The following is a 13,844-nucleotide window of genomic DNA, read 5'->3' on the forward strand; positions in this document are numbered from 1 at the left end:
GTGAGTCACGATGAGTAAGGGAAAAATCATCGTAGTCGGCGGCGGGTTAGCCGGCTTGATGTCAACTATTAAAATAGCGGAAGCAGGAAAAAAAGTAGATTTGTTTTCTGTCGTACCAGTGAAACGTTCTCACTCTGTGTGTGCACAAGGTGGAATAAATGGTGCGGTTAATACTAAAGGTGAAGGAGATTCGCCTTGGATCCATTTTGATGACACCGTGTACGGAGGAGACTTTTTAGCAAATCAACCTCCTGTTAAAGCAATGTGTGATGCAGCACCAGGAATCATCCATTTATTTGACCGTATGGGAGTTATGTTTAACCGTACACCAGAAGGTTTATTGGATTTCAGACGTTTTGGGGGTACTCAGCATCACCGTACTGCATTTGCGGGTGCTACAACTGGTCAACAGCTATTATATGCACTTGACGAACAAGTACGTCGCCATGAGGTTGCGGGACTTGTAAATAAGTTTGAAGGCTGGGAATTCCTTGGAATTATCAGAGATGATGCAGGAGTTTGCCGCGGTATTGTAGCGCAAAACTTAACTTCGATGGAAATTCGAGCATTTGAAGCAGATGCTGTAATTATGGCTTCTGGTGGACCTGGTATTATTTTCGGAAAATCTACAAACTCTATTATTAATACTGGTTCTGCTGCATCGATTGTTTATCAACAAGGTGCAACTTATGCAAATGGTGAATTTATTCAAATTCATCCAACTGCAATTCCTGGTGATGATAAACTTCGCCTTATGAGTGAATCAGCACGCGGTGAAGGCGGACGTATTTGGACATATAAAGACGGTAAGCCTTGGTACTTCCTTGAAGAAAAATATCCTGCATACGGAAATCTTGTTCCACGTGATATTGCAACACGTGAAATTTTTAATGTGTGTGTTGATATGAAGCTTGGAATTAATGGTGAAAATATGGTTTATCTTGATCTTTCCCATAAAGATCCGCATGAATTAGACGTAAAACTTGGTGGTATCATTGAAATTTATGAAAAATTTGTTGGAGAAGATCCACATAAAGTACCAATGAAAATATTCCCAGCAGTTCATTATTCTATGGGTGGATTATGGGTTGATTACAAACAGCATACTAATATTGAAGGTTTATTTGCTTGCGGAGAGTGTGACTACTCACAACATGGTGCCAACCGCTTAGGTGCTAACTCTTTATTATCAGCTATTTATGGTGGTATGGTGGCAGGTCCAGAAGCAGTTAATTATATAGAAGGTTTAGAAACTAGCACAGATGGCTTGTCTTCTTCAATCTTTGATAATGCAGTAAAAGAACAAGAAGAAAAATGGAATAATATTCTATCCTTGAATGGTACTGAAAATGCGTATGTTCTTCATAAAGAGCTTGGCGAATGGATGACGGACAATGTTACGGTTGTACGCTACAATGATAGATTGAAAAAGACGGATGACAAAATTCTTGAATTGATGGAACGCTATAAAAACATCAATGTTAATGATACTGCAAAATGGAGTAATCAAGCTGCAGCGTTTACACGTCAATTACAAAATATGTTACAGCTTGCACGTGTTATTACGATTGGTGCATTAAACCGTAACGAAAGCCGCGGTGCGCATTATAAGCCAGACTTCCCAAAACGCGATGATGAAAATTGGTTAAAAACAACATTAGCTAAATATGATGCAGCGAACAATGCACCTACATTTAGCTATGAGGATGTTGATGTATCATTAATTAAACCTCGCGAACGTGACTATACAAAAAAACATTAATATCCATAAAAGGTAGTTCCTGCGGATATTAATGTATCCCTTATACAGCCTCGTGAACGCGACAATACTTAAAAGAAAGAGGAGAAATAAGGATGAGTGAACAAAAAACGGTACGTTTTATCATAACACGTCAAGATAATCCGGATTCAGCGCCTTATGAGGAGGAATTTGTACTTCCGTATCGTCCAAATATGAACGTTATTTCATCATTGATGGAAATTCGCCGAAATCCGGTCAATGCAAAAGGTGAAAAAACAACTCCAGTAACTTGGGATATGAACTGTTTGGAAGAGGTTTGCGGTGCATGCTCAATGGTAATTAACGGTAAACCAAGACAATCCTGTTCAGCTCTTGTTGATAAGCTAGAACAACCGATTCGTCTTGCACCAATGCGTACTTTCCCTGTTGTTCGTGATCTTCAGGTTGATCGTAGCCGTATGTTTGATTCTTTGAAAAAGGTTAAAGCATGGATTCCAATCGATGGCACATATGACCTTGGGGAAGGTCCTCGTATGCCAGAGAAAAAACGCCAATGGGCTTACGAGTTATCTAAATGTATGACTTGCGGTGTTTGTCTAGAAGCTTGTCCAAATGTAAACAGCAAATCTAGTTTTATTGGACCTGCTCCATTATCACAAGTACGTCTGTTCAATGCCCATCCAACTGGTGCAATGAATAAAGACGAGCGTTTAGAAGCAATTATGGGAGATGGAGGACTTGCAAATTGCGGTAACTCACAAAACTGCGTACAGTCTTGTCCTAAAGGTATTCCTTTAACAACTTCCATTGCCGCACTAAACCGTGCAACGACTTTCCAAATGTTTAAAAACTTCTTCGGAAGCGACAATATGGTTGATTAATAAGACAGAGGGTCTTCAGTCTCAGACTGAAGACCTTTTTTGGTGCGCCCAGCATGGGTGCAGTCTATAGGGTGAAAGTCCCGAACTGTGAAGGCAGAAGTAGCAGTAGCTAAACGCAAGGGTGTCTGTGGTGACGCAGAATCTGAAGGAAGCGGGCGGCAAATCTCCGGTCTGAGGGACACGAACTTCATATAAGGCTAGGTATCATTGGATGAGTTTGCCAAACAAAACGAAGTCCTTTCTGCCAAAGATGATACAGAGTAAATGAAGCAGATAGATGGGGAGAAAGACTGTACTCTTACCTGGGGAGGTCTGGCTGAAATGCCGAGCACACTCGGTAACTTACTTTGTGAAGGGTAATTGAACAGCCAGAAGTCAGCAGAGGTCATAGTACCTGACTAGCTTAAGATGGTTAGGGAAGGACTGAACATTTAAGGAGAATATACACTAGGCGTTCATTGTTTATGATGATACAGACAATCCAATTGGACTTACTTAAAGGAGGAAGTGGTGAATTCCACAGGGGACTTTAAGAGGGTGGAATAAACAATGGCACAAATAGCACGTATATTCACGTGAAAGGATGTATCGAAATGATGGAACGAATACTGTCACGGGACAATCTACTTTCGGCATTGAAACGTGTCGAAAAGAATAAGGGTAGCCATGGAGTAGATGAAATGCCTGTAAAATCCCTACGAGCGCATATTCTACAAAATTGGCAAGAAATCCGAAATTCAATAAAGGACGGAACCTATGAGCCTATGCCAGTCAGACGAGTCGAAATCCCGAAACCAAATGGCGGCGTTCGTTTATTAGGTATTCCTACCGTGACAGACCGTTTTGTCCAACAAGCGATTGCCCAAATATTAACCCCAATCTATGACCCAACCTTTTCCGAACATAGCTATGGGTTTAGACCCAGAAGAAGGGCACATGATGCCGTTAGGGAAGCAAGGCAATATATAGAAGAGGGCTACAGATGGGTAATAGATATGGACTTAGAAAAGTTCTTCGACAAGGTAAATCACGATATGCTTATGGGACTCCTAGCAAAAAGAGTCAAGGATAAGACGATTCTAAAGTTAATTAGAAAATACTTAGAGTCGGGGATTATGATAAACGGTGTGGAAACTATCAGCGAAGAAGGTGTTCCTCAGGGTGGACCATTAAGTCCACTACTTTCCAATATCATGTTAGATGAATTAGATAAGGAACTAGAGGAAAGAGGACACAAATTTGTCCGCTACGCAGATGATTGTAATATTTACGTAAAAACCAAGAAGGCAGGTTTACGCGTCAAGAGTTCTATCACTACTTTCATTGAAAAGAAGCTTAAACTAAAAGTAAATGAAGAGAAAAGTGCGGTGGACAGACCGTGGAAACGAAAGTTTCTTGGATTCAGCTTCACATCAAACCGTAATCCAAAAATCCGTATCGCAAAAGAAAGTATAAAGAGAGCTAAAAGTAGAATAAAAGAACTAACATCAAGGTCAAAACCCATTCCATTGGAATTGCGTATTGAGAAACTAAATGAATACCTTGTTGGTTGGTGCGGATATTTTGCGCTGGCAGACACGCCAACTCCCTTTAAACAACTGGATGAACATATTCGAAGAAGACTCCGAATGTGCCTTTGGAAACAATGGAAACTACCCAAAACAAAAATTAAAAGGCTCATATCCCTTGGCGTTCCAAGAGAGAAGGCCCATGAATGGGGAAATTCTCGTAAGAAATATTGGCGCATTTCGAATAGTCCTATCTTACACACAACACTAAATCTAAAGTTTTGGAGAAATCAAAAGCTTAAAAGTCTGTTAGATAGATACAACCATTTGCGTCATACTTAAGTGAACCGCCGTATACCGAACGGTACGTACGGTGGTGTGAGAGGTCGGGGGTTAGTCACCCCCTCCTACTCGATTATTGAACAAAGGATAAAGATATTTTTGAAAATTTCTTTCTCATTTTGATAGTCCCAGTTATAATTAAAGAATGAATATTCATTCATTTTTTTGAGGAGGAATAACCAAAATGAAAAACATTTTATACATTGAAGACTTTGCAGCATGGAAGCAGGAATTTTCATTTTTTCATCCTATTTCCGTTCGATTTTCCGAAACAGATATGTTTGGCCATTTAAATAATACAGTTGCTTTTACATATTTTGAGGAAGCAAGAATTGAATTTTTGAAAGATAAGGGATTTATGGGTGACTGGCTTTCGAATAAAAACAATGCCATCCCCGTAGTAGCTGATCTGCAATGTGATTATTTAAAGCCAATATTTTTCGGGGATAAACTAAAGCTTTTTGTAAAGGCAAATAAGGTTGGGAACTCTTCTGTCGATATTCATTATATGGCAATCAATCAAAAGGACGAAGTATGCTTAGTTGGGAGAGGCTCTATGGTTCAAATGTCCACTGTAACTGGAAAAGGAGTACCATGGGAAGAAGATGAAAAAATAAAATTAATGGTACCATAAAATAAGTTTTATAATGAAATGTATTTTATTTGGTAAACCAAGAAAATAGCACATTTTTCTTTTTTTCGTTTTTTCGTTGTCTTCAGATGTCACTCTCATTATTTCTTTCACATATGATATTCTGACAATCAAAATACCCATCCCCGCGGTTTAAAGCTGGCGAAGGCAAGGAGGGTTACAATAGTTGAAGGACAACGAATTCACACACAAACCGCTGCTTACAAAAAGAGAAAGAGAAGTGTTCGAACTGCTAGTCCAAGACAAAACAACGAAAGAAATTGCAAGCGAATTGTTTATAAGTGAGAAAACAGTTCGAAATCATATTTCCAATGCCATGCAAAAGCTTGGGGTCAAGGGGCGTTCTCAAGCTGTGGTAGAACTTCTTCGCATGGGAGAGCTTAAGCTTTAAACAAAGCCGACTGCTGATGGCAGTCGGTTTTGTTTATGAAGAATAATCCAGAATGCCCAAATAACGTGGTATGGAATGAAAAGTGTAATACAGGTATTAGTATACCCTTCTAAATGTATGTAAATAAATCTTTCTTGAAATTTCAATTAAAAAAGGTGACAATAGTTGTAGCTGCTTATTTGTTTTGATTGGAGGTACGCTATAAAATGATTAACGAGAGTGAATTAATGCAACATGATTTAGATATTGTTGCTAGAATAGAAAAAGATCTTCGATATATTGCTGCTATTATTAAACAAAAGGGTCGTGAACTCCTAAGTAATTATACAATTACACCACCTCAATTTGTGGCTTTGCAATGGTTATTTGAAGAAGGGGATATGACAATAGGTGAATTGTCTAATAAAATGTACTTAGCATTCAGCACAACAACTGATTTAATTGATCGAATGGAAAAAAATGAATTAGTTGTCAGAGTGAAAGATGCTCACGATCGACGCGTAGTTAGAATTCACTTGCTTGATAAAGGAAAAAGCATGATAGATGAAGTGATTAAAAAAAGACAAGTATATTTACAGGATATATTAAAAAACTTCTCGTCTGATGAAGTTCTACTATTAAAAGACAATCTTATAAAATTACATCATGAAATGAAGACAGAATGAGGCGAGATGCTTGAGACAACCAATTGGCATTATTGATTCGGGGGTCGGTGGACTGACCGTTGTAAAAGAGGTTATGCGGCAGCTGCCTAATGAAACTATTTATTATGTTGGCGATACTGCACGGTGCCCTTATGGTCCACGTCCAGTAGAAGAGGTAAAGGCTTTTACCTGGGAAATGACCAATTTCTTACTAAACCATAATATAAAAATGCTTGTTATTGCTTGTAATACTGCAACTGCGGTAGTGTTAGATGAAATAAGATCCGTCGTTAAAATACCGGTGCTTGGGGTTATCTATCCAGGTGCCAGGGCAGCATTAAAAATTACCAAAAGCTTTAAAATCGGTGTTCTTGGAACGGTTGGAACCATCAAAAGCAGTGCTTATGAAAAAGCATTAAAATCCATCAATCGGAGAGTACAGGTTACATCCTTAGCATGTCCAAAATTTGTTCCTTTAGTAGAAAGTGGAGAATTCCATGGAACTATAGCTGAAAAAATGGTCTTTGAATCACTTGAGCCTATTCAGAACGCCGATATGGATGTCCTTATTTTGGGCTGTACACATTATCCGCTCTTGGAAAAGCTTATAAAAAAAGCAATGGGGGAACATATTCAGATTATTAGCTCTGGGGAAGAAACAGCCAGAGAAGTCAGTACAATTCTTTATTTTCATGATATATTTACTGATGTCTGCACCCCTCCGAAACATAGATTTTTTACTACTGGTTCAAATAAAATATTTTCTGATATCGCTTCGGATTGGTTAGAACAACAAATTGACAATGTTGAGACCATCTATTTAGGAGAAACCATTTTTTAATCGATGGTTTCTTTTTTTATTTTATCGGGTCTAATTCATTCAGATAGCTCGTATAGATAATAGTACAAACTGTCCTTAGGAGGGAATCAAGGTGTCTAAAAAAGTAAAAAATACCATTGCTGTAACAGTACTGGCTTCAAGTATGTACTTAACTGGGTGCGGATTGTTCAATAGTGATAAAAAAGAACAAATTGATCCGCCTCAAAAAGTTTCCTATGATCAGAAATCTGGGGTAAAAACTAATAACAAGGTTAGTAAAAACGCCATAATGACGGAACTCTATTTAATAGATAAAAATGGATATGTCGTGGCACAAACGCTTCCGTTACCGAAAAGCAACAGTGTAGCTAAACAAGCACTTCAATATTTAGTAAAAGGCGGACCTGTTGAAGAATTGCTTCCTAATGGTTTTCAAGCGGTGTTACCTGCTAATACGGAAGTAGATGTTGATATTAAGAATGGGACAGCTCTTGTTGATTTTTCAAATGATTTTAAAAAGTACAAAGCAGAAGAGGAACAAAAAATTCTTCAGTCCATTACATGGACGTTGACCCAATTTAATACCGTTAAAAAAGTAGAAATTGAAGTAAATGGCCATAAGCTTTCACAAATGCCCGTTAACGGAACAGCTATTAATCCTAACGGTTTGACAAGAAAAGATGGAATTAATGTGGATACATCTGGAGTGGTAGATATTACGAATACACATCCTGTAACAGTATATTATCCTGCTGAGAACAACGCAGATGAAGTCTATTATGTTCCTGTAACAAAACGTATATCCAATTCTGAAAACAACGATATTAAAGCAATTGTAAAGGCATTGGCACAAGGCCCAAAGCAAAGTTCCAATCTACTGTCGGCGTTTAATTCAGATGTGCAATTATTATCCGACCCAAAAGTGGAGAAAGGAAATGTGACGCTTAATTTCAATGAAGAAATAATTAGCAGCTTTGAGAGTAAACAAATTTCTGAAGATGTGATAGATCCACTTGTTCTTTCCCTTACAGAATTACCAGATATTCAAAAGGTATCCATTGAGGTCAACGGAAGTACGAAATTGGTAGATGGACAAGGAAAATCTTTGACAAAACCGGTAACAAGACCGGAAAAAGTAAACACGGGTAGTTTTTAATAGCAAATATTTGATATACTATAGAATGTAACGAAAGGGGTCGGCTATTGCCGCCTCTTCTTTCATGTAGGCTCTTTTCTTAATCTCTGTTGCTTTTTTATCAAAAACATCAAAATTCGCAGTTGATTTTTTTAATGGATGCTTCAAAACAAAACTGATTTAATACTTTTCACAAAAGTAAAAGCAATAATTTATACGGAAGTACCTTTAGTATACAAGGAGGTAAAATAATTGAGAGCAGATGGCAGGGAAACATTTCAATTAAGGCCAATACATATAGAAACAAATTATTTAAAACACCCAGAAGGATCTGTACTTATTACTGTAGGTGATACAAAAGTTATTTGTAATGCAAGTATTGAAGACAGGGTTCCTCCTTTTATGAGAGGCAGCGGAAAAGGTTGGATTACTGCAGAATATTCCATGCTTCCTCGTGCAACGGAACAAAGAAATATTCGTGAATCCTCAAAAGGAAAAGTCACAGGCAGAACAATGGAGATTCAACGCTTAATAGGCCGTGCTTTACGGGCCGTTGTGGATTTGGAACAAATTGGCGAGAAAACGGTCTGGATTGACTGCGATGTCATTCAAGCAGATGGAGGAACAAGAACAGCCTCTATTACAGGTGCTTTTGTAGCTATGTCATTAGCACTAAACAGCCTGTATGAGACAAAAGCGATTAAAAAATTTCCTATAACGGATTTTTTAGCCGCAACAAGTGTCGGAATTCTTCAGGAAATCGGAGTGGTATTAGATCTGAATTATGCTGAAGATAGCTCTGCCCAGGTTGATATGAATGTAGTTATGACTGGAAAAGGGGAATTTGTTGAGCTGCAAGGAACTGGTGAAGAAGCAACATTTTCCGTTCAAGAGCTTCAGCAATTATTAGAAGCTGCTCAAAAAGGGATAAAGGAACTATTCGACATTCAAAAACAAGCGCTCGGTGATATTTCTTTAAAAATAGAGGGAAATGTAAATGAAAATAAGTAAAAGGGAGAATAAACAGGTCATTATCGCAACGAAAAATAAAGGAAAAGCGAAAGAATTTGAAAAGCTGTTTTCCCCATATGATATTAAAGTTCAAACCTTACTTGACTTTCCTGATGTTTCCGATATTGAAGAGACAGGAAGTACCTTTGAAGAAAATGCTATATTAAAAGCAGAAACGATATCAAAGCGGTTTAACAGGATGGTTATTTCAGATGATAGCGGCTTAATTGTCGATGCGCTGAATGGCAGACCGGGTGTATATTCTGCAAGGTTTGCAGGTGAAGAAAAGAATGATGATGCAAATATTAGAAAGGTACTTGCTGAATTGGAAAACGTACCGAAGGAAGATAGGACAGCAAGATTTTATTGTGCTATTGCTTTAGCGATTCCGGGTGAAGAAACGCGAACCGTTTCCGGTACTTGTGAAGGGGAAATTTTAAAAGAAAAACGTGGGACACATGGTTTTGGGTATGACCCCATATTTTTTATAAAGGATAAAGGCAAGTCGATGGCCGAGATATCCTCCGAAGAAAAAAATCTAATTAGTCACCGTGCCAAGGCAATTCAAAAGCTTATTTCTTTGCTTGAAGATATAATAATTTGATTAGGATGATGGGGAATGAAGTTGCTAGTGGTGAGCGACAGTCATGGATTAACAAGTGAATTAGTCGATATAAAAAAGGAATATCAACATAAAGTTGACGCTATGATCCACTGCGGGGATTCTGAATTACCCGCCGACAGTGAAGAAATGCAGGGATTTATAGGTGTAAGAGGAAATTGTGATTACGATCGTTCGTATCCGTTGGATATGACAGAAATGATTAAAGGGAATACTATTTTTGTTACACATGGACACCATTATAATGTTAAAATGACATTAATGAATCTTTCTTATAAAGCGAAGGAAGTAGGTGCTGATTTTGTTTTTTTCGGTCATTCCCATGCATTAGGCGCAGAAATAATAGATGGAACATTATTTTTAAACCCAGGCAGTATCTTTATGCCGCGGGGACGTCTAGAAAAAACTTATGCCATTATTGAAAAAGACCAAAATCAAATAACCACTAAATTTTTCACAAGCAATCATCAAGAACTACTTCCATTAAGACATCAATTTGTATTATAATATAATCCTATTGCAGTAAATATTTACTGCAATAGGGAATTTTTAATTATATTTCACTTGAAAGTTATTGACATTAGTATGATATACAAATATAATTAATAATGTCTTAATGATGAAATGATTAAAAATATGTCCCAGTAGCTCAGCTGGATAGAGCACGACCGAATACGCTTCGAAGCGTTTCATCAGCGTACCGATTGAGCTGCATCTTGAATAGGCTTTCTGAAATCGGGACGACAATTACTTTGATTTCACTTCAAACTTGATTAATTAATATTTATAATGTCCCAGTAGCTCAGCTGGATAGAGCAACAGCCTTCTAAGCTGTGGGTCGGGGGTTCGAATCCCTCCTGGGACGCTAATTAAAAGAAAAACCTGACAAAGTTAGGTTTTTCTTTTTTATTGTGCGCCCGGCATGGGTATAATCTCTAGGGTGAAAGTCCCGAACTGTGAAGGCAGAAGTAGCAGTTAGCTTAACGCAAGGGTGTCCGTGGTGACGCGGAATCTGAAGGAAGCGAGCGGCAAACTTCCGGTCTGAGGAACACGAACTTCATACAAGGCTAGGTATCATTGGATGAGTTTGCAATACAAAACAAAGTCCTTTCTGCCGAAGGTGATACAAAGTAAATGAAGCAGATAGATGGAAGGAAAGATTGCACTCTTACCCGGGGAGGTCTGGTTGATACGCCAAGTACACTTGGTAACCTATCTAGTAATGGATAGCTGAACAATCAGAAGTCAGCCGAAGTCGTAGTACTTGGTTTGCTCGAGAGAATCAAGGAAGGACTGAACCATTTTAGGAGAACAAACACTCGGCAAACGGTTCTTTATGTATGAAAGCAGAAAATTCTTACGGAACCTACCTGAAAGGAAGAAATGGTGAATTCCATGGGGGACTTCGGGAGGGCTTAGTAAAGAACCCACTTAATGAGAATGTATTGTTCACGTAGAAAGGATAAATCTCAATGTTAATGGAACGAATGCTGTCACGGGAAAATCTTTTATTGGCATTAAAGCGAGTAGAAAAGAACAAAGGAAGTCATGGAGTAGACAATATGTCCGTAAAAGACCTACGAAGACATATTCTCGAAACGTGGGATACACTTAAAACATCCTTAATGGAGGGTACTTATCAACCTTCTCCTGTCCGTCGGGTTGAAATCCCAAAACCGAACGGTGGAGTAAGGTTATTAGGTATCCCAACCGTGACAGACCGTTTCATCCAACAGGCGATTACTCAGATTTTAACCCCTATCTTCGACCCGACTTTTTCAACACAGAGCTATGGTTTTCGACCAAACAAACGAGGTCATGACGGTGTTAGACAAGCGAAGAAATATATCGAAGAGGGATACCGATGGGTAGTCGACATGGACTTGGAGAAATTCTTTGATAAAGTCAATCATGATAGATTAATGCGGACTCTATCCAAAAGGATTCAAGACAGAACGCTCCTATCACTAATTCGGAAGTATCTACAGTCTGGCATTATGATTAATGGAGTCATAACGAAATCCGAGGAGGGTACGCCCCAAGGTGGACCATTAAGTCCTTTACTCTCCAATATCGTTCTAGATGAACTAGACAAAGAGTTAGAAAAGAGAGGGCACAAGTTTGTCCGATACGCAGATGATTGTAATATCTACGTAAAATCGAGAAGAGCCGGAGAGCGAGTAATGGACTCGATTACTACTTTCATTGAATTTACTCTAAAACTAAAGGTGAATCGAGAAAAGTCAGCTGTAGACAGACCTTGGAAAAGAAAGTTTTTAGGTTTTAGCTTCACATTTCATAAGAAACCGAAGGTGCGGATGTCAAACCAAAGTATTCAACGTGTCAAGAAACGGATACGAGAATTAACTTCAAGGTCAAAACCAATTCCAATGGATTATAGAATAGAGAAGCTGAATCAATATTTGATTGGCTGGTGCGGATATTATGCATTAGCAGATACACCCACTATTTTCAAAGAATTAGACGAATGGATTAGAAGGCGTCTCAGAATGTGCCAATGGAAAGAATGGAAGAAACCAAAAACCAAAGTAAGAAAACTCATTGGATTAGGGATTCCAAAAGAGAAGGCATACGAATGGGGAAACTCTAGAAAGAAATATTGGAGAATAGCCAGAAGCCCAATCCTACAGAAAACCCTCACAAACTCCTATTGGGAGATGCGAGGGCTGAAGAGTCTTTATGTGAGATATTCTCAACTACGTCAGACATAAATGGAACCGCCGTATACGGAACCGTACGTACGGTGGTGTGAGAGGTCGGGGGTTAGTCACCTCCTCCTACTCGATTATGTATCATTTTAATTGGTAATGCTTTTGATTATTTTATAAAGTAAGTATTATGTGAAGGTTATTATGTTTTTATGTTTCAGTATAAATCAGGAGGGTTTTATTTGTCTGAAAATGTTTTGATAGAAGCGGAAAAATTTATCCGTTCTTGTTATAAGGAATTAAACAAGACTGAAAAAGAAATAGAAGAGAGACTACATCAAATACAGCAACAAATTACCGAATTCGGTTATTATGAACACACAAAATTAGAATTGGAATATGGAGCGAAGTTGGCATGGCGAAATAGTAATCGTTGTATCGGTAGACTATTTTGGAATCAATTAGAGGTAATAGATAAAAGACATGTAGAAACCGAAGAGGAGGTATTTGAAGCATTATGCGATCATATAAAAAATGCTACAAATAATGGTCGAATTAAACCTTTAATTACGGTTTTCTTACAAAAGCATTTGAATAAATCTATTCGAATATGGAACCATCAATTATTTCGCTATGCAGGGTACGAAACTACAGAAGGGATTATAGGAGATCCTGATTCTACAGAGCTTACTAATTATTGTATTAATCAAGGCTGGCTGCCAAAATACGGTAGATTTGATTTATTACCTTTAGTTATCCAGATTAATAATAATAAACCAAAGCTTTTTGATATCCCTAAAGAACTTATATATGAAGTGCCTATTTATCATCCTGATTATAGTTGGTTCGCTGACTTGCAACTTAAATGGTATGCGGTTCCAATAATTTCGAATATGACGCTGGAAATTGGCGGGATTTCTTATACTGCTGCCCCTTTTAATGGGTGGTATATGGGGACAGAAATAGGTGCTCGTAATTTTGCAGATGAAAAACGTTATAATATGCTTCCTCAAATTGGATCGTTAATGGGATTAGATACTAATTCTAATCAATCACTTTGGAAAGATAAGGCGTTAGTTGAATTAAATATTGCTGTTTTAAGCTCTTATAAGAGCAGTGGTGTGACAATTGTTGATCATCATACTGCTGCCAATCAATTTAAAAAATTTGAAGAAAAAGAAATGAAAATAGGAAGAAAGGTAACAGGTAATTGGACTTGGCTTATTCCTCCTGTTTCACCTGCAACAACACATATCTTTCATAAACCCTATAATAACGTAACGGAAAAGCCAAATTATTTTTATCAAAAAAGGCCATTCTAATTTAAGGTTATAGGTTTTATATAATAATTAAAACGTAATCGATGCTACGTGGAATCACCACGATTGTTTTGTAAATTTTGTTTTATCATGCTACACTATTCCCGAT

The 13,844-nt window shown here is 37.9% G+C and carries 13 protein-coding genes and 1 tRNA gene; all 14 read left to right on the top strand.

Features of this window, described 5'->3' with window-relative positions; all coding sequences use genetic code 11:
• Nucleotides 1-10: 10 nt before the first annotated feature.
• The 14 genes from sdhA (at nt 11) to NSQ59_RS09275 (ending at nt 13,738) form a co-directional block, all read left to right on the top strand.
• A complete protein-coding gene (gene sdhA, locus NSQ59_RS09210; RefSeq protein ID WP_055739087.1) occupies nt 11-1,762 on the top strand; it encodes a succinate dehydrogenase flavoprotein subunit in 1,752 nt (583 codons plus the stop codon).
• Between the two features lie 92 nt (nt 1,763-1,854).
• Nucleotides 1,855-2,622 carry a succinate dehydrogenase iron-sulfur subunit gene (gene sdhB, locus NSQ59_RS09215; RefSeq protein WP_055739088.1) on the top strand — a complete coding sequence of 256 codons (768 nt, stop codon included), beginning with the start codon at nt 1,855-1,857 and terminating at the stop codon, nt 2,620-2,622.
• Between the two features lie 593 nt (nt 2,623-3,215).
• On the top strand, nt 3,216-4,472 hold the full coding sequence (gene ltrA, locus NSQ59_RS09220; protein WP_340828527.1) for a group II intron reverse transcriptase/maturase: 1,257 nt from the start codon (nt 3,216-3,218) through the stop codon (nt 4,470-4,472).
• Nucleotides 4,473-4,656: 184 nt separating this feature from the next.
• A complete protein-coding gene (locus tag NSQ59_RS09225) occupies nt 4,657-5,106 on the top strand; it encodes an acyl-CoA thioesterase (RefSeq protein ID WP_055739089.1) in 450 nt (149 codons plus the stop codon).
• A gap of 184 nt (nt 5,107-5,290) precedes the next feature.
• Nucleotides 5,291-5,515, top strand: coding sequence for a helix-turn-helix domain-containing protein (locus NSQ59_RS09230; RefSeq protein ID WP_055739090.1), 225 nt, complete (start codon nt 5,291-5,293; stop codon nt 5,513-5,515).
• Between the two features lie 206 nt (nt 5,516-5,721).
• A complete protein-coding gene (locus NSQ59_RS09235; RefSeq protein WP_055739091.1) occupies nt 5,722-6,180 on the top strand; it encodes a MarR family winged helix-turn-helix transcriptional regulator in 459 nt (152 codons plus the stop codon).
• Nucleotides 6,181-6,190: 10 nt separating this feature from the next.
• The gene (gene racE, locus NSQ59_RS09240; RefSeq protein WP_340830815.1) at nt 6,191-7,000 is read left to right on the top strand and encodes a glutamate racemase; all 810 of its coding nucleotides are present in this window, start codon (nt 6,191-6,193) and stop codon (nt 6,998-7,000) included.
• A 91-nt stretch (nt 7,001-7,091) separates the two neighbouring features.
• Nucleotides 7,092-8,135 carry a GerMN domain-containing protein gene (locus NSQ59_RS09245; RefSeq protein WP_437177099.1) on the top strand — a complete coding sequence of 348 codons (1,044 nt, stop codon included), beginning with the start codon at nt 7,092-7,094 and terminating at the stop codon, nt 8,133-8,135.
• A 231-nt stretch (nt 8,136-8,366) separates the two neighbouring features.
• Entirely contained in the window at nt 8,367-9,125 is a 759-nt protein-coding gene (gene rph / locus NSQ59_RS09250; RefSeq protein WP_055739093.1) for a ribonuclease PH, read from the top strand.
• Nucleotides 9,112-9,729, top strand: a complete 618-nt coding sequence (locus NSQ59_RS09255) for an XTP/dITP diphosphatase (RefSeq protein ID WP_055739094.1) — start codon at nt 9,112-9,114, stop codon at nt 9,727-9,729. The genes rph and NSQ59_RS09255 overlap by 14 nt, the downstream gene beginning before the upstream one ends.
• A gap of 15 nt (nt 9,730-9,744) precedes the next feature.
• On the top strand, nt 9,745-10,254 hold the full coding sequence (locus NSQ59_RS09260) for a metallophosphoesterase (protein ID WP_055739095.1): 510 nt from the start codon (nt 9,745-9,747) through the stop codon (nt 10,252-10,254).
• 284 nt (nt 10,255-10,538) lie between these two features.
• A tRNA-Arg gene (locus tag NSQ59_RS09265) sits at nt 10,539-10,612 on the top strand.
• 607 nt (nt 10,613-11,219) lie between these two features.
• Nucleotides 11,220-12,479: a group II intron reverse transcriptase/maturase gene (ltrA, locus tag NSQ59_RS09270; RefSeq protein WP_055737770.1), complete on the top strand. Its 1,260-nt coding sequence runs from the start codon at nt 11,220-11,222 to the stop codon at nt 12,477-12,479.
• A 149-nt stretch (nt 12,480-12,628) separates the two neighbouring features.
• Nucleotides 12,629-13,738 (top strand): nitric oxide synthase oxygenase, encoded by a 1,110-nt coding sequence (locus tag NSQ59_RS09275; RefSeq protein WP_200915573.1) that lies wholly within the window; start codon nt 12,629-12,631, stop codon nt 13,736-13,738.
• The last annotated feature ends 106 nt before the right edge of the window (nt 13,739-13,844 follow it).

Source organism: Margalitia sp. FSL K6-0131 (genome assembly GCF_038008735.1).
Lineage (GTDB): Bacteria > Bacillota > Bacilli > Bacillales > Bacillaceae_C > Margalitia > Margalitia shackletonii.

Bases quoted from the DNA above. Each gene is read 5' to 3' on its own strand.
- NSQ59_RS09275 (WP_200915573.1), top strand. From the start codon at position 12,629: ATGTTTCAGTATAAATCAGGAGGGTTTTATTTGTCTGAAAATGTTTTG.
- NSQ59_RS09255 (WP_055739094.1), top strand. From the start codon at position 9,112: ATGAAAATAAGTAAAAGGGAGAATAAACAGGTCATTATCGCAACGAAA.
- NSQ59_RS09260 (WP_055739095.1), top strand. From the start codon at position 9,745: ATGAAGTTGCTAGTGGTGAGCGACAGTCATGGATTAACAAGTGAATTA.
- NSQ59_RS09225 (WP_055739089.1), top strand. From the start codon at position 4,657: ATGAAAAACATTTTATACATTGAAGACTTTGCAGCATGGAAGCAGGAA.
- ltrA (WP_340828527.1), top strand. From the start codon at position 3,216: ATGATGGAACGAATACTGTCACGGGACAATCTACTTTCGGCATTGAAA.
- ltrA (WP_055737770.1), top strand. From the start codon at position 11,220: ATGTTAATGGAACGAATGCTGTCACGGGAAAATCTTTTATTGGCATTA.
- sdhB (WP_055739088.1), top strand. From the start codon at position 1,855: ATGAGTGAACAAAAAACGGTACGTTTTATCATAACACGTCAAGATAAT.
- sdhA (WP_055739087.1), top strand. From the start codon at position 11: ATGAGTAAGGGAAAAATCATCGTAGTCGGCGGCGGGTTAGCCGGCTTG.
- NSQ59_RS09235 (WP_055739091.1), top strand. From the start codon at position 5,722: ATGATTAACGAGAGTGAATTAATGCAACATGATTTAGATATTGTTGCT.